This is a genomic window from Acidimicrobiales bacterium, assembly GCA_035547835.1.
In the GTDB taxonomy this organism is placed as follows: Bacteria; Actinomycetota; Acidimicrobiia; order Acidimicrobiales; family Iamiaceae; genus DASZTW01.
In genome coordinates, this window is sequence record DASZTW010000002.1 from 24,914 (window position 1) to 46,745 (window position 21,832).

General features: G+C 70.7%; 21 protein-coding genes. 17 read left to right on the forward strand and 4 right to left on the reverse strand.

From position 1 onward, the window contains the following. Positions 1 to 10: 10 nt before the first annotated feature. The 3 genes from VHA73_01395 (at position 11) to VHA73_01405 (ending at position 2,947) form a co-directional block, all read left to right on the forward strand. Positions 11 to 568, forward strand: a complete 558-nt coding sequence (locus VHA73_01395; protein ID HVX16660.1) for a hypothetical protein — start codon at positions 11 to 13, stop codon at positions 566 to 568. A gap of 175 nt (positions 569 to 743) precedes the next feature. Further along, positions 744 to 1,688: a sigma-70 family RNA polymerase sigma factor gene (locus VHA73_01400; GenBank protein HVX16661.1), complete on the forward strand. Its 945-nt coding sequence runs from the start codon at positions 744 to 746 to the stop codon at positions 1,686 to 1,688. Between the two features lie 74 nt (positions 1,689 to 1,762). Continuing rightward, positions 1,763 to 2,947 carry a family 1 glycosylhydrolase gene (locus VHA73_01405; protein HVX16662.1) on the forward strand — a complete coding sequence of 395 codons (1,185 nt, stop codon included), beginning with the start codon at positions 1,763 to 1,765 and terminating at the stop codon, positions 2,945 to 2,947. Between the two features lies 1 nt (position 2,948). Here the strand turns inward: VHA73_01405 and VHA73_01410 are convergent, their stop codons facing one another. After that, positions 2,949 to 3,740, reverse strand: coding sequence for an enoyl-CoA hydratase-related protein (locus tag VHA73_01410; protein HVX16663.1), 792 nt, complete (start codon positions 3,738 to 3,740; stop codon positions 2,949 to 2,951). A gap of 13 nt (positions 3,741 to 3,753) precedes the next feature. Next, a complete protein-coding gene (locus VHA73_01415) occupies positions 3,754 to 4,671 on the reverse strand; it encodes an HAD-IB family hydrolase (protein HVX16664.1) in 918 nt (305 codons plus the stop codon). Between the two features lie 59 nt (positions 4,672 to 4,730). On the opposite strand from VHA73_01415, the gene VHA73_01420 reads away from it, so the two are divergent. From VHA73_01420 to VHA73_01460, 9 genes are all read left to right on the forward strand, one after another. After that, a complete protein-coding gene (locus VHA73_01420; GenBank protein HVX16665.1) occupies positions 4,731 to 5,537 on the forward strand; it encodes a hypothetical protein in 807 nt (268 codons plus the stop codon). After that, positions 5,534 to 6,637, forward strand: coding sequence for a CpaF family protein (locus VHA73_01425; protein HVX16666.1), 1,104 nt, complete (start codon positions 5,534 to 5,536; stop codon positions 6,635 to 6,637). The genes VHA73_01420 and VHA73_01425 overlap by 4 nt, the downstream gene beginning before the upstream one ends. Positions 6,638 to 6,786: 149 nt before the next feature. Continuing rightward, positions 6,787 to 7,329, forward strand: a complete 543-nt coding sequence (locus VHA73_01430) for a type II secretion system F family protein (protein HVX16667.1) — start codon at positions 6,787 to 6,789, stop codon at positions 7,327 to 7,329. Continuing rightward, entirely contained in the window at positions 7,326 to 8,114 is a 789-nt protein-coding gene (locus tag VHA73_01435) for a type II secretion system F family protein (GenBank protein HVX16668.1), read from the forward strand. Before VHA73_01430 ends, VHA73_01435 begins: the two co-directional genes overlap by 4 nt. 24 nt (positions 8,115 to 8,138) lie before the next feature. Further along, complete coding sequence (locus tag VHA73_01440; protein HVX16669.1) at positions 8,139 to 8,402, forward strand: DUF4244 domain-containing protein; 264 nt, start codon at positions 8,139 to 8,141, stop codon at positions 8,400 to 8,402. Beyond that, entirely contained in the window at positions 8,399 to 8,842 is a 444-nt protein-coding gene (locus VHA73_01445) for a TadE family type IV pilus minor pilin (GenBank protein ID HVX16670.1), read from the forward strand. Before VHA73_01440 ends, VHA73_01445 begins: the two co-directional genes overlap by 4 nt. Positions 8,843 to 8,973: 131 nt before the next feature. Beyond that, entirely contained in the window at positions 8,974 to 10,284 is a 1,311-nt protein-coding gene (locus VHA73_01450) for a hypothetical protein (protein ID HVX16671.1), read from the forward strand. A 47-nt stretch (positions 10,285 to 10,331) separates the two neighbouring features. Then, complete coding sequence (locus VHA73_01455; protein HVX16672.1) at positions 10,332 to 11,174, forward strand: class E sortase; 843 nt, start codon at positions 10,332 to 10,334, stop codon at positions 11,172 to 11,174. Between the two features lie 53 nt (positions 11,175 to 11,227). Further along, complete coding sequence (locus VHA73_01460; protein ID HVX16673.1) at positions 11,228 to 12,202, forward strand: hypothetical protein; 975 nt, start codon at positions 11,228 to 11,230, stop codon at positions 12,200 to 12,202. 23 nt (positions 12,203 to 12,225) lie between these two features. Here the strand turns inward: VHA73_01460 and VHA73_01465 are convergent, their stop codons facing one another. Then, on the reverse strand, positions 12,226 to 14,637 hold the full coding sequence (locus tag VHA73_01465) for a DEAD/DEAH box helicase (protein HVX16674.1): 2,412 nt from the start codon (positions 14,635 to 14,637) through the stop codon (positions 12,226 to 12,228). Positions 14,638 to 14,917: 280 nt separating this feature from the next. Here VHA73_01465 and VHA73_01470 point away from each other — a divergent pair, with 280 nt between their 5' ends. From VHA73_01470 to nhaA, 3 genes are all read left to right on the forward strand, one after another. Beyond that, a complete protein-coding gene (locus tag VHA73_01470) occupies positions 14,918 to 15,256 on the forward strand; it encodes an STAS domain-containing protein (GenBank protein HVX16675.1) in 339 nt (112 codons plus the stop codon). A 7-nt stretch (positions 15,257 to 15,263) separates the two neighbouring features. Next, on the forward strand, positions 15,264 to 15,728 hold the full coding sequence (locus tag VHA73_01475; GenBank protein HVX16676.1) for an ATP-binding protein: 465 nt from the start codon (positions 15,264 to 15,266) through the stop codon (positions 15,726 to 15,728). Positions 15,729 to 15,937: 209 nt separating this feature from the next. Further along, positions 15,938 to 17,173, forward strand: a complete 1,236-nt coding sequence (gene nhaA / locus VHA73_01480) for a Na+/H+ antiporter NhaA (protein HVX16677.1) — start codon at positions 15,938 to 15,940, stop codon at positions 17,171 to 17,173. Between the two features lie 54 nt (positions 17,174 to 17,227). Here nhaA and VHA73_01485 read toward each other — a convergent pair whose 3' ends face one another. Then, on the reverse strand, positions 17,228 to 18,436 hold the full coding sequence (locus VHA73_01485) for an acyl-CoA dehydrogenase family protein (GenBank protein HVX16678.1): 1,209 nt from the start codon (positions 18,434 to 18,436) through the stop codon (positions 17,228 to 17,230). Positions 18,437 to 18,567: 131 nt separating this feature from the next. On the opposite strand from VHA73_01485, the gene arfB reads away from it, so the two are divergent. Together arfB and topA are read left to right on the forward strand one after the other, a co-directional pair. Continuing rightward, positions 18,568 to 18,993 carry an alternative ribosome rescue aminoacyl-tRNA hydrolase ArfB gene (gene arfB / locus VHA73_01490; protein HVX16679.1) on the forward strand — a complete coding sequence of 142 codons (426 nt, stop codon included), beginning with the start codon at positions 18,568 to 18,570 and terminating at the stop codon, positions 18,991 to 18,993. A gap of 100 nt (positions 18,994 to 19,093) precedes the next feature. Beyond that, the gene (gene topA, locus VHA73_01495; GenBank protein HVX16680.1) at positions 19,094 to 21,790 is read left to right on the forward strand and encodes a type I DNA topoisomerase; all 2,697 of its coding nucleotides are present in this window, start codon (positions 19,094 to 19,096) and stop codon (positions 21,788 to 21,790) included. Positions 21,791 to 21,832 lie beyond the last annotated feature (42 nt).

Sequence of the window (21,832 nt, forward strand, 5' to 3'; positions counted from 1 at the left end):
GGTGCCGGGCGTGTTGGAGCTGACGTCGACCGCCGCACGGGTGGGTCACTACGTGTGGTTCGAGCGCCGCGTGTTCGAGGTCGTGGGCGGATGGGTCCGCACCACCGAGCCCGCCGACCTCACCGAGAAGCTGTGGTTCGGGGAAGTGGCCCGGCGTCACGCCTGGCATGCCGAGCTGTGGCACGAGCGGCTGCCGGAGCTGCGTGAGATGGATCGTTCGGCGTTGACCGTTCCGGCGAGCGCCGACGTGGTCGACCTGTTCGCCGAGCTCGCGGACACGTCGCCCACGCTCGACCGCCTGACCGGCCTCGTGCGGGTCCTCTATCCGCACTACCAGGTGGCCCTTGCCGACCATCGCGATCGCGTCGCCCCCTTGGCCGACGGCTCGATCCTGCGCACGATCGAGCTGGTGCGCCGCGACGTCGCACACGACGCCGAGGCAGGAGAACGGCTGCTCCAACGCCAACTAGGCACGGACGCCGATCGCCACCGATTGGTGCGGGCACAAGCCGATTTCGAGGAGTTTCTGACCCCTTCAGCCGCATTCGGGAGTTTCCCGCCGACGTGAGCCCTTTGGGCCCGGTCGGCGGCGAACGCGGCCGATTCCCAGGTCAAGGGTGCCGACCACTTGACCTCGTCGGTATCGTTGGAAGGCAGCCAGACGGCACGGGCGACGTGGGGGCGTCGGATCGTCGCTGGTCAACCGAGGGTCGTCAGGCCCATCCCCCACCGTTCGAGTAGGAGTGAACACGTTGCCCAAGGAGCGAGTCGAGCGCGACGAGGAAGACCTCGTACGTCTCTACCTGACCGACATCGGGCAGTACCCGCTGCTCACCAAGGACGACGAGGTCCGTCTCGCCCAGGCGATCGAGGAAGGCAACAAGGCCCGCGAGGAGATGGACGCGGCCGGCGCCCTCACCCCGGCCCGCAAGCGTGAGCTCCGCAAGCAGTCGCGCGCCGGCGAGGACGCCCAACGCACGTTCGTGCAGTCGAACCTGCGGTTGGTCGTGTCGATCGCCAAGAAGTACCAGGCGTCGGGCCTCCCGCTGCTCGACCTGATCCAAGAGGGCAACCTCGGGCTCATGCACGCCGTCGAGAAGTTCGACTGGCGCAAAGGCTTCAAGTTCTCGACGTACGCGACATGGTGGATCCGCCAGGCGATCACCCGCGGCATTGCCAACACCGGCCGCACGATCCGCCTGCCCGTCCACGCCGGCGACACGCTCGCCCGCCTCCAGAAGGCCCGTGCCCGCCTCGAGCTGAAGATGGGGCGCCCGGCCACGCTGTCCGAGCTGGCAGCCGAAGTCGAGATGCCCGAAGACAAGGTCACCGAAGCGTTGCGCTTCGCAGCCGAGCCCCTTTCGCTGTCCGAGCCGCTGCGCGAGGACGGCGACGCCGAGCTCGGCGACGTGGTCGAGGACCGCTCGGCCGAGTCGCCGTTCGAGGTGGCCGCCACCGCGCTGCTGCCAGAGGAGATCTCCCGGCTGCTGTCGCCGCTCGACGAACGCGAGCGCGAGATCCTCAAGCTGCGGTTCGGCCTCGACCGCGGTGAGCCCCGCACCCTCGAAGAGGTCGGCGAGCACTTCAACCTCACCCGGGAACGGATCCGCCAGATCGAAGCACGGGCGATGTCGAAGCTGCGTCACCCGTCCTCCGACACGGGCGCTCGCGACTTGCTCGCGGTCTGACCGCGCTCATCGGGCTCCACCCTTCGCTCGTACCCGTCGCCCTCGTGCGGGGTGGTGAGCAGTAGCTTCACGCGGTGGCACCGCCTGACTTTCCCGCCTTCGCCGTCGCGCTCGGAGAGGAAGGCTCGGATCCGCTCGTCCTCCACGACGGGACGCTCGTCCGCGTCGACGAGTTCGCCGCAAGCGGGCATTTCGACCACCTCGACGACGATCTCGGCGCGGTCGCAGGGCTCGGCGTGCGGGTGTGGCGCTACGGCATGCCATGGCGCCTCACCGAACCCGAGCCGGGTCGTTACGACTGGCAGTGGTGGGACCGCGCGCTCGACGCCTGTGCACGTCACGGCCTCACGCCAGTGGTCGACTTGTGCCACTTCGGGCTGCCCGACCACTACCCGGGTTTCTGCGACCCGAAGTGGGTTGAGGGCTTGTGCCGGTATGTCGACGCGTTCCTCGACCGCTATCGGGACCCCACGTGGTTCACCCCGGTCAACGAGCCCGGTATCACCGCGCTCGCGTCGGCTCTGTTCGGCGTGTGGAACGACCGCCGCACGTCGCTCGACGACTACTTCGTGGCGCTCGGCAACGTGGTGCTGGCCAACCTCGAAGCGCTGGCCCGGATCCGCGCCGACCGCAACGGTTGGTGGGTTGGCGCCGAGGGCTTCGGCTGCAACGTGGTCGACCCCGGCGACGAGAGAGGTCAGGCGAGCGCCGACCAGGCCCGAGCGGTGCAGCAGGCGGTCTGGGACCTGCACTTCGGGCTGGCCCCGCAAGCGGGCGCAGAAGGCCTGTACGACGCCATCGATGGCTCGGTGCTCGATCGCATCGCGGCCCTGGTGGCGCCCGTCGAGCGGGTCGTTGCCGGCCACGACTTCTACCCAGTGAACGTCACCGCGCACGGCACCCGCGCCGGACGGCCGTTCACGATCCGGGAGCGTGTCGCGGCGTACGAGGACGAAGCCAGCCGGTGGCACGAGCGCTACGGCCGCGACTTCTGGGTGGCCGAGACATCGAACCTCGGGCTCGACGTGGCCGACCAGACCCGTTGGCTCGACGCCCTGACCGGCGGCATCGATCGGCTCCGGAGCCGAGGCCTCCCGTTGCGGGGAATCTGTTGGTACAGCCGGGGCGACCAGTTCGACTGGGATTCGATGCTCGCCACACCTGTGGGCCGCGTGACCGAGGTGGGACTGTTCGACGCGGCCAGGCAGCCCCGTCCGGTGGCCGCCGCGTACGCCAGCCTGGCGACGCTGGCGCGCTGATTCAGCCCCGGCGGCGCTCGGCGGCGGGGGCGAACTGCGGCGGACGTTTGTCGATGAACGCGGCCATGCCCTCGCGGGCATCGTCGATCTGGCTCGCCGCCGCCATCAGTTCGACCGCGTAGGCGTAGGCCTTGGGCTGGTCGAGATCGACTTGGGCGTAGAAGCCCGCCTTGCCCAACGTCTTGGACGTGAAGCTGCCCCGGCTGGCGCGGCGGGCCAGGTCGGCCGCCGCGGTGGCCAGCTCTCCAGCCGGCACCACCCGGTTCACCATGCCCCACGCGAGCGCGGTGGCGGCGTCGATCGGGTCGCCGGTCATGGCCATCTCCAATGCTCGCTTGCGCCCGACGGATCTGGCCACTGCCACCAACGGCGTGTGGCAGAACCAGCCGCCCTTTCCACCGGGGATCGCGAAACCGGCGGTGTCGGCCGCGACGGCAAGGTCGCACGAGCACACCAGCTGGCAACCCGCCGCCGTGGCGAGCCCTTGGACTTGTGCGACCACCGGCTGGCGGATCCCCTGGATCGCGGTCATGAGGTCGGTGCAGGTGGCGAGCAGGTCGCGGACGAACGGGAGGTCTTGGCCCACCATGTCTGCGAAGTCGTGGCCAGCTGAGAACACGGGGCCGTTCGCTGCCAACACCACGGCGCGAGCGTCGCTGTCACCCGCCGCTCGGAACGCGTCGAGGAGCAAGTGCAGGTGGGCGAGCGACAGCGCGTTGCGGCGCTCGGACCAGTCCATCGTGATCGTGGTGAGGTCGCGGTCGGTGGTCACCTCGACCCGGGGCGAACCCATCGTGTCGGTCCCCCTATGCTCGGCGGGATGAAGAAACTCTTGCTGCTCCTCGTCGTCCTTGCTCTCGGAGCCGTCGCGGCCAAGAAGCTCGAACTGGTCTGAGTCGGTCGTGCGGCAAGAGCCGCGCCACCTCTCGCAACGGCACCGGTACCGACCGCCGTCGCAGCCATGCCCACGCGCCGATGGCTGCTGCTGCCGTCACGACCCCTCCTCCCACCGCCAGTGTCCGGCCGGCCGGTGGGCTCGGCACACGGTCGCGCAGTCGCACGGGTTTGGTGAACGTGCGGATCTCCCAGCCGCGCCGCCGAGCCACCTTGGCCAGCTCGCGGTCAGGGTTGACCGCCACCGGGAAGCCGACCGTCTCGAGCATCGGGATGTCGGTGGCCGAGTCGGAATAGGCGTACGACCGCTCGAGGTCGATGTCCTGCGTCGCCGCCACCCGCTCCATCGCGGTGGCCTTGTGTGGGCCGTAGCTGTAGAAGTCGACCTCGCCCGTGTAGCGACCGTCGGCGTCGACCCGGGCACGGGTGGCGATCGCCTCGTCGACGCCGAGGTAGTGGGCGAGCGGGGCAACCACTTCCTCCGGTGAGGCCGACACGATGAAGACCCGGCGGCCCTCGGCCTGGTGCGAGCGGATCAACTCGAGCGCTTCCGCGAACACGATGGGCTCGATCGCTTCGTCGATCGCCTCGCGCACGACCTGACGTACCCGGTCCTGCTCCCAGCCGCGGGTCAACCGCAGCACGGACTCACGCATGCGCGCCATGCGGGCCTCGTCGGCGCCCAGGTAGAGGTAGACGAGTTGTCCCCACAAGGCGCGGATGACGAGCCACCGTGACAGGAGCCCAGCCCGTTGGAGGGGTCGGCCGAACGCCACCATCGACGCCCGGGCGATGACGGTCTTGTCGAGATCGAAGAAGGCCGCCTCCACCCTCGTGGAGCGTAGTGGTGCGGCAACGACGCACCACCGGGCCATGGGCGGACGTCACTGTGGATCGCTACAGTGAGGTCGTCGCGCTGGGTGCGACCTCCTTCCCGCTGCACCGCTTGATCTGGCGCGCCCCTTCGGCGCGGCTCGGCGCCGCATGGCAGCCCTCGACTCGTCACCTCATCGAGGAGCTCGTCATGATCGTCTCCTGCTGGTCCGCCAAGGGCGGTGCCGGAACCACCGTGGTCGCCGTCGGGTTGGCCCGTCTCTTGTCCGAGCGCGCGCACGGTGCGCTGCTCGTCGACCTCGCCGGCGACGTGCCCGCCGCGCTGGGGCTGGCCGACCCGCCCGGTCCGGGCCTGGGTGGATGGCTGCGCGCCGGAGCGGCCGTGCCACCCGACGCACTGGGCCGTCTCGAGGTCGCCGCCGGGTCGGGGCTCCACGTCGTGCCGAGGGGCACCGACGACTTGGGCGACTGCACGCGCGCCGGGGTCCTCGCCTCGTTGCTCGCCAGCGACGCGAGACCCGTCGTGGTCGACTGCGGCGTCGTGAGCGAGTCGGACAGCGTGGCCGGCGTCCTGGCTGGCGCCGCCACCCGCTCGGTGTTGGTCACCCGAGCCTGCTATTTGGCCTTGCGGCGCGCGGGGCGGGTGGGCCTCCGACCGTCGGAAGTCGCGCTGGTCACCGAACCTGGCCGGAGCTTGTCGGCCGCGGATGTCGAGCAGGTGCTCGACGCCCCCGTGCGCGCCGAGGTACCCCTCGACCCGGTCGTTGCGCGAGCGGTCGACGCCGGCTTGCTCGGCACGCGGCTGCCTCGCTCGCTCGTCCGGGCGCTGGGTGGGGTCGCCGACGCGGCCTGTGTGCCATGAGCGCCGCGCCCCCCAGCCTGGCGGAGCGGCCCGCACTGGTCGACCGCGTGCACCGGCTGGTGGTCCAAGGCGTGATCGGCGACGACCCCGACGCGATCACCGAGGCCGTCCGATCCGCCGATCCGCTGCTCGGCCTCGGGGGGGTCCTCGACGTGGTCGAGCGGGTGCGGGCGCGGGTGCACGGCCTCGGGCCCCTCGAGCCGCTTCTCGCCATGGCGGGCGTCACCGAAGTGATGGCCAACGGGCCCGGCCCGGTGTGGATCGAGCGCGACGGGGAGCTGGTCCGCACACCGGTCTTGCTCGATCGCCCGCTCCTCGACCAGCTGATCGAGCGTGTGGTCGCGCCCCTCGACCGCCGCGTCGATCGGTCCTCGCCGCTGCTCGACGCCCGCCTGCCCGACGGTTCCCGGGTCAACGTCGTCCTGCCGCCGCTCGCGGTCGACGGGCCCTACCTCACCATCCGCCGGTTCGCTTTGCGCTCGTTCGCGATCGCCGACCTTGCCGCTCCCTGGCTGAGCGACCTGTTGGCGGATGCGGTGGCGGCACGACGCAACGTCGTGGTGACCGGCGCAGCAGGTGCCGGCAAGACCACGCTGCTCAACGCGCTGGCCGCGCACATCCCTGCCGGCGAACGGGTCATCACGGTCGAAGACGCGGCCGAGCTGCGCCTGCCGGGCCATGTCGTGCGACTCGAAGTTCGTCCCGGCAACGCCGACGGGCTGGGGGAGGTCACCGTTCGCGACCTGGTCCGCAATGCGCTACGGATGCGGCCGGATCGGATCGTGGTGGGAGAGTGCCGAGGCGCCGAAGCGCTCGACATGGTCCAAGCCATGACCACCGGGCACGCCGGGTCGCTGTCCACCGTTCACGGGTCGAGTCCCGCCGACGCGATGCGCCGCCTCGAGACGCTGGTGCTGATGGGCGGCACCGGCTTGCCCTCGAGTGTCGTTCGCGAGCAGCTCGCCAGCGCGATCGACGTGGTGGTCCAGATGGTTCGAGCGCCGAGCGGAGCGCGCCAAGTCGCCGCGGTCGCCCGCGTGGAGCGCGACCCGGCGTGGGGATGGCGGTTGGATCCAGTTGGCAAAGGCGCAGCGTCGTGAGCGCGCGTGCAACGCTCGCCCGCCGTCGGGCTGCCGGGTTGCGGCCGACGCCGCCGAGACCATCGGCGGTGTCTCCACGGTCGGGTGCTCGCCTGCTCGAGGGTGCCCACGTGCCACGACCGGCCCGAGTTCGCTGGCAGAGGTGGCGCGTGTCGACCCAGATCGAACGCGCGCTCCCGGAGGTGCTCGACGACGTCGCAGGCGCGTTGCGGTCGGGCCGATCGCTCGCCGAAGCCCTCGACCAGGCCGCCCCGCACGCCACGGGACCCGTCGCAACTGACCTGCTCGAGGTCGTGGCCAAGGTCGCCCGTGGTGCGCCGCTGTCGGGAGCGCTCGACGAGTGGGCGGGCCGGCGCCGGCTGCCTTCGGTCGACCTCGCCGTCGCCGGGCTCGGGGTGGCCGCGGCCGTTGGTGGCTCGCAGGCCGCCGTGGTGGCCGACCTCGCCGCCAGCGTCCGAGACCGCAGTGCCGCCGGCGACGAGCTGCGTGCGGCAGCCACCCAGGCCCGCGCTTCGGCCGCAGTGCTGGTCGCGGCGCCGGTTGGGTTCGCGCTGTTCAGCGGGGTGGTGGATCCGCGGACGCTGGCCGCCACCGTCGGCCGGCCCTGGGGGCTCGTGTCGATTCTGGTCGGCCTGGTCCTCGATGTGGCCGGTGGTTGGTGGATGTTGCGACTGTCAGGCCGCGTGCGATGACCTCGCCCCCGCTCGTGTGGGCCGCGGTGCTGGCGTGCCTCGCCGTCGCGGCGGTGGTGCCCATCTGGTCGATCCCCCGCGACCGCGGCGATCTGGGCGTGACGCGGGCGTCGCCGTCGACCCGCCGCCGGGCGGCGCCGTTGCGGGTCGTTGGCGCTGCTCTCCGGCGCCTCGCCCGGTTGCCCGACAACCCGGCCGCCTCCCGGTTCGTCGGTCGGGTCGCGGCCGCCGTGGCGCTGGTGGCCTGGTTGGGGTCACCGCTGCTCGCGGTGCTGGTCGTGTGGGGCGTCGTGGGGTGGCGCGTGTGGCGCCGGCGGGCTCGACGTCAGCGCGCGGTGTGGGAAGCCGTCGATTGCCTCCCTGACCTCGTCGACCTCCTGCGTGTGGCGGTGTCGGCGGGGTGCACCCCGTCGACGGCGTTCGATGCGCTGGCTCCGCGGCTCAGCGGCCCGGCAGCGCCTGCCGTGGCCGCAGTCTGTGCCGCGCACCATCGCGGGCAGTCGTTGGCCGAGGCGGTCGGGCTGCTCAACGCGCACCTCGGCGAGCCCGCGCGGCCGCTGGCTGCCGGCGTGGCCCGAGCGTTGCGCGATGGCACGCCGCTGCTGTCCACTCTCGACCGCCTGTCGGCGGAGGCACGTGCGGCCCGCCGTCGCCACGTCGAGGTTCGTGCGCGGCGGCTTCCCGTCGCGCTGCTGTTCCCCCTCGTGCTGTGCACGCTCCCCGCCTTCGCCCTCCTCACCGTCGTCCCGTTGCTGCTCACCTCGGTGCAATCGCTGCACGTGTGAGCCATTGGAAGGAGCTCGATCCCGATGTCCACCAACCCCATCACACGCCTGCACGACGCCGTGGTCCTGGCCGCGACCCACGTGTGGCTGTCGCTCGCCGCCGCCGATCCGTCCGACGCCGATCGCGCCGAGGGGGTCGACCGTGGCCAGGCCACCACCGAGTACGCGCTCGTCCTGCTTGCCGCGGCGTCGATCGCCCTGGTGCTCGTGGCCTGGGCCACCAAGGGCGGCAAGTTGACCCGGTTGTTCGACGCTGTCGTCGACCAGCTGATCGGCAAAGCGAAGTGACCTGGCGCGTTCGCTTCCGCGTCGTCCGGCGCGGGAGCGAACGCGGGCAGGCAACGGTCGAGCTTGCACTGCTCCTGCCCGTCGTGGTCGTCCTCGTGCTGTTCATCGTCCAGGTGGCGATGGTCGTGCGCGCCCAGGTCCTCGCGATCGAGTGCGCGCGCGACGCGGCGCGGGCTGCGGCGGTCGACCCCCGGCCCGATGCGGCGCGCACGGCAGCCGCCACCCCTGGGCTCGAACCCGGCCGGTTGCGAGTCGAGGTCGGCCGCCGATCCGGCGGCCGGCTGGTCCACGTGACGGTGTCGTACGAGATGCCGACCGACGTCTCGCTGATCGGGCCCCTGCTCCCCGACGTGACCGTCCACGCGCAGGCCGTGATGCGGGTGGAGGCCACGGCCTCGCCGATCTCGTCAGCTTCCGACTCCGGCGAGGCCGGCAACTGATCGGTGACGGCGTGCCTCCGGGCCGGGAAGGTCGATGGTGTTTGGCCGTCGAATGCATCCTCACGTAACCTCGCCCTCGTCGAGTGGGCGATTCGGGCCCTTTGGCGCGCTAATCGAGGGGACCAACCACAATGATTCGTCGCAGACTGGTCGCAACGCTTTTCGCTGCAGTGCTCGGGGCCGTGCTCGTCGCGGTGCCGGCCACCGCGCAGTCGGGCACCAGCGGCACACCTGAGCAGTACGCCGCCACGTCGAGTGGCAACGCGTTCAAGCTCAGCATCGCGGGCAACGACCTGACGTTCGGCAGCAACAACGCCTCGATCGACTCCACGCCGAAGGCGCACGCCGACGGCCAGGGTGCATTGATCGTGAGCACGAGCGTCGGCGGCAGCAAGGCAGACTCGCCCGCGGGCGGTGCCACTGTCGACCAGGGCACCAAGGCGGCGCCGGTGTGCGGTCCGCTCACCCTCCCCGCCGGCCTGCCGGCGTTGGGGTTGGCCACCGCTTGCTCGTACTCGCACGCCAGCACCGCGAACGGCACGCCCGACGCGGCGGCCTATGGCGGCTCCGTCGACACCTTGTCGGTCGACACCGCGTCGCTGCTCGGTGTGGGCAAGCCGCTCGGGCAACTCGGCTCCGCGGTCACCGGCGCCTTGACCAACATCCTCGGTCAGTTGCCGCTACCGGGCGGCACCGGCGACAGCTTGTCGACTTTGCTCAACCAGTTGCTCACGGGCCAGGGCGCCCAGGTGTTGAGCGCCCAGATCGGCATCAGCACCTCGTCGACCGCGGTCACGAGCGACGCCATCACCGCCACCTCGAACAGCACCGGTGCCTCGCTGTGCATCGGTGCGGTGGTGCCAGGCGTGTGCTTGATCACCGTCACGGTTGGCACCGCCGGTGCCACGGCCACGTGCACCCGCTCCAACCACGTCGCCAAGCCATCGATCAACCCGGCGGTGCTCGACATCCAGCTGCTGCCGGCTGCGCTCCCGCAGCTGTACGCCTTGCCCGGCGTCGGTACGGTTCTGCAGACGCTGTTCGGTCAGAGCGGCTCGCTCGAGGTCGCTCCCAACGCCAAGGTGATCGACCTCAGCCCGCTGGCCATCATCACGCCGTCGTCGGGAACTACGTCGACCACCTCCAGCGGCGCGTCGGCCGCCGCCGCCTCCTTGCAGGTCGACGTGCTGCCGGGCGCCGTGTCGGGCAAGCCGCTGCTCACGTTGGCCCTCTCGCAGGCGCAGGCTGCCGTGAGCTGCAAGGCCGCCGTGCCGGGCACCGCCCCCACCACCTCGACCACCCAACCTGCTGCCAAGAAGCTGGCCTTCACGGGTGACACCCCGTGGCGGCCCGTGCTCGGCGCGGTCTTCCTCGTGCTCGCCGCTGGTGGGCTCGAGGTCATCCGTCGGGCGCGGCGGGCGCAGCGCCGGTCGGGGGCCTGATCACCCGCGATGGCACCTGACGCTGGGGACATGGGAGCCTTGAGTCGATGACCGCCACGATGCTCCTGTCTCTGGTCGCGCTGGTCGTCATCGCCCTCGTGGGCTGGAGCCAGCTGCGCGTCCTGCGCGGGTGGCAACGGCGCTCTCGGCGCGGTGCCGCCCTCGAACGACTCATGTCTGGCGGGTTGGACGTTGGCGGCGTGGCTGGCGCAGCGGAGGGTTCACCGGCCAGCGCCCGAGTCGTGGCCCACAACCCGCTCGACCGCCTGGCGCTGTGGGTCCGTCACAACCGGGCAGCGAAGCGGGGCATGACGGCGCTGGTGGGGCTGTTGGTCCTCATCGCGATCGGGATCATCGCGTATCCGCTGCTCACCGATTTGTACACGAACCGGCTGCAGCAGCACCTGCGCAACGAGCTGAACAGCGCGCAGCTCCAGCAGGACTATCGCAACCACGCGGTGAAGGTGGGCGACGCCCTCACCCGGATCAAGATCCCCACCATCGGTGTCGACGTGGTGGTGGTCGAAGGCACGACCACCAGCGCGCTACGTGCCGGCGCCGGCCACTACGTGCAGACCCCGTTGCCGTGCCTGACGGGCAACGTGGGCATCGCGGGCCACCGCACGACCTACGGCAAACCGTTCCACGACCTGCAGAAGCTCCACCAAGGCGACACGATCGTGCTCGAAACCCCCATCGGACAATGCACGTACCACGTGAACAAGGCCCCGTTCTCGGTGCGGCCCTCGGACACGTCGGTGCTCAACACCGACCCTGCCCACCCCTCGACGCTCACCTTGACCACCTGTGATCCACCGGGGTCCGCGGCGCGGCGCCTGATCGTCCAGGCCACGCTCGACCCCAAGCTCAACAAGCAGCGGGTGTCGTGACAGCGCGTGTGGTTTCGGCCCTTCGGACGGGCTGCCGAACGGTGTGCGCCGGGGTGGCGGCGCTGCTCGTGGCGGTGGCGGGGCTGCTCGCCGCCAGCCCGCTGCCTGCCGGGGCCAGCCCGACGGCGGCTCGGCTGCCGACCAATTACTCGTTCACGAGCGTGTCCATCTCCGGTGATGGTTCGGTGGTCATGACGGGCCGGGTCACGTACAGCACGATCGGCGGCAGCCGCTCGGTCGCGCAGGTCCGGGCGAGCATCGCCTCGACGTCTGGGGGACGGTTGCCGTCCGAGTGTGGACTGCCGGCCGACAACTTGTACGCCAACCGGCCCGCTCACACTGGCGACAACGGCACGCTGGACTCCCGTGGGAACTTCCGGTTCGAGTTCACCCCGACGTGCACGACCAGCTTCTTGGTGACGTTCTTCGCGACGACCGGGCAGAGCATCGACGGCCAAGGAGTGTCCCGCACGTATGGGGGCTCCTACACCGAGCCGCCGCCCCCCACCACGACGACCTCGACGCCAGGCGACACCACACCTCCGAGCACGACGCCGGACACCACGCCCGACAGCACTCCCGGCGGCACGACTCCCAGCGGACCGACCAGCACGACCGTGGCCGGTGGCGGCCACAGCGGCGGGTCGAGCGGCGGTTCCGGTGGTTGGGGGTCATGGGTGCACAGCACGCCGAGCAGCCACTCGAGCGCCCATGCGCCGAACACGCCCGGTCTGCCGAGCATCAGCGGTTCCCGCACTCAGAGCGTCAACCCGCAGATCGCCGAGGCGCCCGGCACGCCCGACACGTACAGCCCCACGTTGTCGTACCCCGAGCAGGACGCGGTGGGTCAGCCCCAGACCAAGCAGCACTTGGCGGGCGACGAGTCGCCCACGAAACGAGTGCTGAACACCCGGCTCCTCGCGGGTTGCGCGGCAGGTGCGATGGTGGCCGGGCTGGTCGCCGCGCAAGCGCTCCTGTTGAACCGCCGAGGCCGCGAGCTGGAAGGCTCCCTCCCACCGTTCGAGTGAGTGCCGGCGACCGGCGGTGAACGTCAGCCGCGGTCGAGGATCGTCGTGAGCAGCCGGATGGCGCCCACCTTGTCGAGCGGTTCGTTGCCGTTGCCGCACTTCGGCGACTGCACGCACGACGGGCAACCGTCCCGGCACGGGCACGCTGCGAGCACGTCGAGCGTTGCGGCGAGGTGGCGGTCGGCGGCGTCGTAGCCCAGGTCGGCGATGCCCGCGCCGCCGGAGTAGCCGTCGTAGATCACGATCGTGGGCAGGCCGGTGTCGGCCAGCCCGGCGGTGGACACGCCGCCCACGTCCCACCGGTCGCAGATGGCGAACAGCGGCAGCACCCCGATGGCCGCGTGCTCCACCGCGTGCAGGGAGCCCGGCAGCGCCGCGGCGGCGATCCCGGCCTCACCCACCACGACCTGGTCGACCGTGTACCAGAACGCGCGGGTGACCAGCGTGGTGGGCGGCAGGTCCAGCACCTCGTTGCCGAGGATCTCGCCGCTGAACGTGTCGCGGCGCTGGTAGCCCACCACTTGTGACCGCACTTGGACCTCGCCCATCGCCAGCACGGCCCGGCCGACGTGGCGGGAGCAGCGTTGTTCGATGATGTGGACTTCGGTGTCGATGCGCGCCTGGGTGGACTCACCGCCGTCGGTGGGCTGGACCACCGCGGTGTGGTCGAGCAGGTCGAGATCCGCGACCCGGTACGTGGCACCGCGGTGGAGGTAGACGGCCCCTGGGTGCACCGTCTCGAAGGCCCGCGCTTCGTCGACGGTGCCGACCATGGTGCCGTCGGCCAGGGCGATGCGGTAGTCGATGGCCGATCCGCTGCGGAGCCCCACTGTGCTGGCCGGCGGGGCGCCGCCTGACCAGATCGCCCGGACCGGCGGCCGACCCGGGGCGGGTGGCACCGCACCGACGCCACCACGCCGCACCCTCAGCTGGCCGCCGGCGACCATTCGGGCCATGGCCTCTTCGAGATCGGTGTGCCACCACTCGGCATCGGCGGGTGTCAGCGGGAGCTCGTATGCCGCGCAGGCGAGGTGTGGGTCGAGCACGTACGGGTTCGATGCGTTGACGACCGCTGGTTCGGGCGGGCGGGTGAACACCTCGTCGGGGTGCGCGATGAGGTACTGGTCGAGCTGGTCGTTCCCGGCGACGAGGACGGCGAGCGACGGCTGGCCTTCACGCCCTGCCCGCCCGGCCTGTTGCCACATCGACGCGATGGTGCCGGGGAACCCGGTGAGGATGCAGGCATCGAGCCCGCCGACGTCGATGCCGAGCTCGAGCGCGGTGGTGGCGATGACCCCGCGCAGCGTGCCGCCGAACAGCTCGGCTTCGATCTGGCGCCGCTCGCTGGCGAGGTAGCCGGCCCGGTACGGGCGGACCAGATCGACCGATTCGTGCGGCACCCGGCGCCGCACGTCGGCCGCCAGCAGCTCGGTGCCCTTGCGGCTGCGGGTGAACGCGATCGTGCGATGGCCACGGTGCACCAACTCCGCCACGAGCCGGGCGGCCTGCCCGTTCGTCGACGCTCGGGCACCGGTGTGGGGATCGAGCAGCGGCGGGTTCCACAGCGCGAAGACGCGCTCGCCGCGGGGCGAGCCGTCGGCCGTGACGGCGTCGACCGGCAACCCGCACAACGCGGAGGCCAGCCCTCCCGGGTCGCCGATGGTGGCGGAGGTGAACACGAACGTCGGCGTGGATCCGTAGTGCGCGCACAAGCGGCGCAAGCGGCGCAGGACGTGCGCGACGTGGCTGCCGAAGATGCCGCGCAGCACGTGGAGCTCGTCGACCACGACGTAGCGCAGGTTGCGCAAGAACGTGGCCCAGCGGGCGTGCTGCGGGAGGATCCCGGCGTGGAGCATGTCGGGGTTGGTGAGCACGGCGTTGGCCTGGCGTCGCACCCAGACCCGCTCCTGCGGTGTGCAATCGCCGTCGTAGGCGGCTGCCACGACGCCCGGGAAGCCGAGCTCGGTGAGGGCGCGAAGCTGGTCGTGCGCGAGCGCCTTGGTGGGATGCAGCAGCAGCGCGGTGCCCTTGGCGAGGTTGTGGTCGTCGCTGACCATCGCGCCGACCAGCGCCTGGTAGACGAGCGATTTCCCCGAGGCGGTGCCGGTCGCGATCGCGACGTGGTGGCCTCGCCGGGCCAGGTCGATGGCTTCGACCTGGTGGGACCAGAGGTCGGCGACGCCGAGGCGTTCGGTCACCGCGGCGGGCAGCGGGGTGGACAGCGCCGCGAGCTTGGCGTCGCGGGCGGGCATCCGCTCGAGGTGGACGAGTCCTCCGATGCTGGCGGCCCCGAGCGCCTCGTTGCGGTCACCGATGCGATCCGCCGCGCCGAGGTCGAACGGGTCTGGCTGCGTCGGCGCGAACTCCTCGAGCATGCGCGTCATCACGACGGCGAGCAGATCGTCGAACTGGTCGACGGGAGCGGCGACGGACATCGAATACCTGGCTGGGTCGCAGTGGGACCGGGCGATCTCGTGCGCACACGGCGCGCACCGCTCGCGAGCCTACGACGGCGGAGTGACAAATGGCAGCTGTGTACTTACGCGGATGGGATCTGCGCAGGTGCGGTGGTCCGGCGGTCACGCCGCGGCGTCGCCGGCCTGGTCGGGGCGCTGATGCGTGCGTGCCGGAGGCCGTCCACTACGGTTCACGGGCAGCGCGGCGACGCGCGCCCACCGGAACGAGCCCCACGTAAACCGTTCGAGGAGCCACGGCATGGAACTCGGTCTCGACGTCACCCACCGAGACGGCTGGGCCGTGCTGGCGGTGTCCGGTGAGGTCGACGTGGCCACCGCTCCAGGTCTCCGGGAGCGGCTCGTGGGGCTGGTGAGCGAGGGTCACCACCAGATCGTGGTCGATCTCGAAGCCGTTGAGTTCCTCGATTCGACCGGGCTGGGCGTGTTGGTCGGTGCGCTCAAGCGGGTGCGCACGCAGGGCGGCGAGCTCGCCCTCGTCTGCACGCAGCAACGTGTCCTGAAAGTGTTCGAGATCACCGGGCTGACGCAGGTGTTTCCGATCCATCCCTCGGTCGACGAGGCCGTGACCGGGCGCTAAGCACCAGATGCCGGGGGTCGTCGAGCTGGAGATCCCGTCCCGCCCGGACTATCTGGCGGTCGCGCGCCTCGTCGTCACTGCGTCGGCTGCGACCGAGGACTCCTTCGACGACGACCGTCTCGCTGATCTACGCCTGGTCGTCTCCGAGGTGTGCACCAACGCGATGGAGGCGAACTGGGTTGCCGCGGGTGTGCGCCCACCACTGGCAGCTGACGACCCCGCCTGGGCCGACGTGTCGACGGTCTGGCTGCGCTGCATCGCCGAGCCGGGCCGCGTCGAGGTCTACGTCGCTGACCACGGCCGCGGTTTCGATCCCGACTCGCTCGGCGTGCACCCGCCGGTCACCGATCCGGCACGCCTCGACTACGAGCGCGGGCTCGGCATCCCGCTGATCCGAATTCTCGCCGACGAGGTCGACTTCATCACGACTCCCTCGGGCACCCTCGTCCACGTCGTGCTCGACGCCGACTGACCGACTCCCGCCCACCCACCGACCCACCCCTGTGGGTGAGCAGTTGGGCGCCTGGGTGACCCTGGGCGCGCACCGCAGGAACAGGCAGGCGGCGCCCACCGTCCCAAGGGGTAGGGGGTGGCAGCGGATACCCTGGGTGGTTGGCGTGCCGGGAAGTCTGGTCGGCACCCGGGCGCGACAGGTCCGGGTTCGTTTCGCGAAAGGACCCGATGGCTTCCCGCTGCCCCCGACGTCTGACCACCCGCACCCGCGCCGGGCGCCGCGCAGCCCTCCGCGACTTCCTTCGGGTGGAGGCGGTCGGGGGCTGCCTGTTGCTGGTGGCCACCGTCGCCGCGCTGGTCTGGGCGAACTCGCCGGTGCGGGACTCGTACGGCACCTGGTGGCTCGGACATCACACCGCCTCGATCGGGCCCTGGTCGATCACGATCTCGCCGGTCCACGTCGTGAACGACGGCTTCATGGTGTTGTTCTTCTTCGTCATCGGACTCGAGCTCAAGCGCGAATGGGTGGTCGGCGAGCTGCGGGACCGGCGCGCTGCCGTGCTGCCCGCGGTGGCGGCGCTCGGCGGGATGGTCGTTCCGGCCTTGCTGTACGTGCTGGTGAACCACGGCGGCGATGGTGCGCACGGGTGGGGGATCCCGATGGCAACCGACATCGCGTTCGCGTTCGGCGTCGTCACGCTGCTCGGGTCGCGCGTGCCCGCCAGCCTCAAGGTGTTCCTGCTCACGCTTGCGATCGTCGACGACGTCGGGGCGATCGTCGTGATCGCGATCTGGTACTCGTCATCGCTGCACTGGGCATGGGTCGGCGGCGCACTCGTCGCGCTCGTGGCGGTCGGTTTGCTGCGAAGGCGCCGGGTCACGACCGGGCTGCCTTACATCTTGTTGGGCATCGTGGCCTGGTACGCCACGTGGCGCTCAGGTGTCCACCCGACGATCGCAGGGGTGGCGCTCGGTCTGCTGGTGCCGGTGAGGGCGTCGTCGCACGCTCCGGCGCACCCCGTCACGCCCGACGCGTCGTCGCTGGAAGACCGGTTGCACCCGTGGACGAGCCTCGTCGTCGTACCGCTGTTCGCGCTCGCCAACGCCGGGGTGGACCTCAGCGGGGGCTTCCACGGTCCGGGGGGCGACGTGCTGCTCGGCGTCGGCCTCGGCCTCCTCGTCGGCAAGCCGCTGGGCATCGTCGGCGCGACGTGGCTCGGAGTCCGACTGGGCTTGGCCGACGCACCGCGTGAAGCCCGGTGGTCGCAGGTTCTGGGCGTGTCGCTGCTCGCGGCGATCGGCTTCACCATGTCGCTGTTCGTGACCGGGCTCGCCTTCGACGGCTCGGCGGCCGCGCACTTGTCGGACCGCGCAGTGGTCGGGATCTTGTTGGCCTCGACGGTCGCCGCGCTCGTCGGCAGCGCCCTGCTGACCCGCGCCAACCGTCGTGCTGTGAGCACTTGACCACCCAGGAGGTGGCCAAGTGCTCACAGCGGGACGGGTTTGCAGCAGGATGGGTCAAGCGCGGTACTTGCCGAGCTCGCGGCGGGCGACTTGGCGGCGGTGGACCTCGTCGGGTCCGTCGGCGAGGCGGAGCGAACGCTGGCCGGCCCACATCTGCGCGAGCGGGAAGTCCTGGCTGACCCCGCCGGCGCCGTGCGCCTGGATCGCCCGATCGACGATCCGCAACGCCATGTTGGGCGCGACGACCTTGATCGCGGAGATCTCGGTCGCCGCGCCCTTGTTGCCGACCGTGTCCATCAGCCACGCGGCCTTGAGGGTGAGCAGCCGGGCCTGCTCGATCTCGATGCGCGAGTCGGCGACCCACTCTTGGATCACGCCTTGCTCGGCGAGCGGCTTGCCGAACGCCACGCGGTTCGTGACCCGCCGACACATGATCTCCAGCGCCCGCTCCGCCGCGCCGACGGACCGCATGGCGTGATGGATCCGTCCGGGGCCGAGCCGGGCCTGGGCGATCGCGAAGCCGCCGCCTTCCTCGCCGAGCACGTTGGTGACGGGCACCCGGACGTCGGTGAACGTGATCTCGCAGTGGCCCTCGCGGTCGCTGTAGCCGAACACCGTCATGTTGCGCAGCACGTCGACGCCCGGCGTGTCGATCGGCACCAGCACCATCGACTGCTGGAGGTGGCGCGGCGCGTCGGGATCGGTCTTGCCCATCAGGATCAGCACCCGGCAGTGCTGGCTCATGGCACCGGAGATGAACCACTTCCGGCCGTTGATGACGTAGTCGTCGCCGTCTCGGGCGATCGAGCACTCGATGTTGGTCGCGTCGCTGGACGCGACCGCGGGCTCGGTCATGGCGAACGCCGATCGGATCTCGCCGTTGAGCAGGGGCTGGAGCCACTGTTCTTTCTGCTCGTCCGTCCCGAACATGGTCAGGATCTCCATGTTCCCGGTGTCCGGCGCGGCGCAGTTGCATGCTTCCGACGCGATGGGGGACCGGCCGAGGATCTCCGCGAGCGGTGCGTAGTCGAGGTTCGACAAGCCGTCGGTCCACTCGGTCTTGTGGGGCAGGAACAGGTTCCACAGCCCACGCTGGCGAGCCTCGGCCTTCAAGTCCTCGATGATCTGAGGGTGGTGATGCGGATCACCTGACGCTTGCATCTGCTCGGCGTACACCGACTCGGCCGGGTAGACCTGTTGGTCCATGAAGGCGAGGAGTGACTCGCGAAGTTCGTTGCAGCGTTGACTGAAGGCGAAGTCCATCTGCCGGACGGTAGTACCGCGGGTCGGGCGGTACGCAGGGCGCACCTCGCGTGGCCGCTGGCCTCACGTCGAGTCCGATCCCTCCGGGCCCGCGAAAGGTGCCGCGGGCAGGCCGCGCCTACCGTGCACGCATGGCTGACGACCGCGAGGTGCTGCGGGTCAACCGCGGGTGCGTGATCCCGCTGAGCGAGATCGAGTTGCGGTTCACGCCGAGCGGGGGCCCGGGTGGCCAGCACGCCAGTCGCTCGAACACGAGGGTCGAAGCCCGGTTCGACATCGCCAGCTCCCCGTCGCTCGGCTCGTGGCAGCGTGGCCGGCTGCTCGGCCGCCTGGGCCCCGAGGTTCGGGTCGTCGCCGACGACGAGCGGAGCCAGCTGCGCAACCGCGAGCTCGCGCTGGCCCGCCTGGGCAGTCGTCTGGCGGCGGCACTGCACGTCGAGCGACCCCGCGTGGCCACGCGCCCGACGAGGGCATCGCAGCGCCGACGGGTGGAGACCAAGCGCGCGATGGGCGATCGCAAGCGGGCGCGAGGCCGGCGCTGGTCACCTGACGACTGAGCGCAACGGGCGCCGCCCGCGCCGCGAAGACCGAGGTCGCTGCCGGTCGGAAGCGGATCCGTTTGACAAGGCCAGCCTCTTGCTCTTTACCTTGCGCCCTGTGGCGAAGCCTCTCGTGATCGTCGAGTCCCCGGCCAAGGCCCGCACCATCGCGGGCTTCCTCGGCGACGACTTCCACGTCGAGTCGTCCGTCGGCCACATCCGCGACCTGGAGCCCAAGGGCCTGGCGATCGACGTCGACGACCACTTCACACCCACGTACGTCGTCCACTCCACCAAACGCGACGTCATCCGCAACCTGAAGGCCGCGCTGAAGGACGCCGACGAGCTCTATCTCGCCACCGATGAGGACCGCGAAGGGGAGGCCATCAGCTGGCACCTCCTCCAGGTGCTCCAGCCGAAGGTGCCGGTGAAGCGGATGGTGTTCCACGAGATCACCCGCCCGGCCATCGAGCACGCCGTCGAGAACTGGCGCGAGATCGACGAAGGCCTCGTCGACGCGCAGGAGACGCGCCGCATCGTCGACCGGTTGGTCGGCTACCCGCTCTCCGAGGTGTTGTGGCGCAAGGTGAACCCCGGGCTGTCGGCGGGTCGCGTGCAGAGCCCGGCCATCCGACTGGTGGTCGAGCGCGAGCGGGAGCGGATCGCGTTCCGGCCCGCCGGCTATTGGGACCTCGACGCGGCGTTCCCCACCGATCCTGCGTTCGTGGCCGGTCTCCGCGCGATCGACGGCACCTCGGTCGCCACCGGGAAGGACTTCGACGACCGCGGTGTGGCGCGTGCCCAGGTGGTGGTGCTCGACGAAGCCGCGGCGAACCAGCTGGTCGACGCGCTCGCGGGCGCGGCGTTCACCGTGCGTTCCGTCGAGGAGAAGCCGTACACCTCGGCGCCCAAACCGCCGTTCATGACCTCGACCCTCCAGCAGGAGGGTGGCCGCAAGCTGCGGATGAGCTCGGCGCAGGTCATGCGAGTGGCCCAGGATCTGTACCAGAACGGCTACATCACGTACATGCGGACCGACAGCGTCAACTTGTCGGAGACCGCCATCCGCGCCGCCCGAGCACAGGTCCGGGAGCTGTACGGAGCCCAATACCTGCCCGAGTCGCCGCGGGTCTACAAGAGCAAGGCCAAGAACGCGCAGGAGGCGCACGAAGCCATCCGGCCGGCGGGAGAGACCTTCCGCACCCCGGAGTCGTTGGGCGGTGAGCTCCGGTCGGACCAGCTGCGGTTGTACGAACTGATCTGGAAGCGCACGGTGGCGTCCCAGATGGCCAACGCCCGCGGCCAGTCGGTGTCGGTGCGCATGGGGGCGGTCGCGTCCGACGGCCGCGACGTCGAGTTCGGCGCGTCGGGTCGAACCATCACGTTCCCGGGCTACCTCCGGGCGTATGTCGAAGGGTCCGACGACCCCGACGCCGCGCTCGACGACCGGGAGACGATCCTGCCGACCATGACCGAGGGGCAGTCGCTTCCCTCGCCAGAGCTGGAGGCCAAGGGCCACACCACCAGCCCGCCCGCGCGCTACACCGAGGCCTCACTCGTGAAGCGTCTCGAGGAGCTCGAGATCGGTCGGCCGTCGACGTACGCGTCGATCATGCAGACCATCCAGGACCGCGGCTACGTGTGGAAGAAGGGCACCGCGCTGGTGCCGACGTGGACTGCGTTCGCGGTGGTGCGCCTGATCGAGGAGAACTTCCGCGATCTCGCCGACTACACGTTCACCGCGGGCATGGAGCGCGACCTCGACGAGATCGCCACCGGCCAAGTGCAACGCGAGCCGTGGCTCAACCGGTTCTGGTTCGGCGACGAGACCGGGGAGCAGACCGAGGACCTGGTCGACGTGTCGCCGGGTTCGCCCGGCCTGAAGGCGCTGATCGACCGCGCCAAAGACGGCATCGACCCGGCCGAGATCAACGTGGTCATGCAGCTCGAGCCGCCCGGCGGCGAGCCGATCGTGGTCCGCCCCGGCCGGTACGGCCCGTACATCAAGCAGGGCGACAACACCGCGTCCATCCCCGACGGCATGACCCCCGACGAGCTCACCGTCGACCGTGCCCTCGAGCTGCTCGCCGCGCCGAGCGGCGACCGGGTGCTCGGCACCGACCCGGACTCGGGGCTGCCGGTCATCGCCAAGGCCGGTCGCTTCGGGCCGTACGTGCAGCTCGGCGAGCTACCCGAGGGCACGAAGAAGGTCAAGCCCGAAGACCGGCCCAAGACGGCGTCGCTGTTCAAGACCATGAGCCTCGAGCGCGTCACCTTCGACGAGGCGCTCCAGCTGCTGAGCCTCCCACGCGTGGTCGGGGTCGACCCGGCCGACGGTCTGGAAGTGCTGGCGCAGAACGGCCGCTACGGCCCGTACCTGAAGAAGGGCACCGAGACGCGGTCGCTCGAGACCGAAGACCAGATCTTCGAGGTGGGGCTCGACCGAGCGCTGGAGATCCTCGCTCAGCCGAAGCGGCGGCGCGGCCAGACCAGCGCGGCACCGCTGCGTGAGCTGGGCGACGACGCCGTGTCGGGCAAGAAGATGGTCATCAAGGACGGTCGGTTCGGTCCGTACGTCACCGATGGCGAGACGAACGCGTCGCTCCGCAAGGGCGACGAGATCGAGACGCTCACCGACGAGCGAGCCTCGGAGCTGTTGCAGCTCCGCCGAGAGGCAGGTCCGGCCACCAAGCGTGCCCGGAAGGCGCCGGCGAAGAAGTCGGCGGCCAAGAAGTCGGGGGCCAAGAAGGCCGCAGCGAAGAAGTCGGCGGCCAAGAAGATCGCGCCGAAGCACACCGATCCTCCCGGCGATTGACGACCATTTGCCCGGACCGGGAGGTCTGGCCCTCTAACGTCG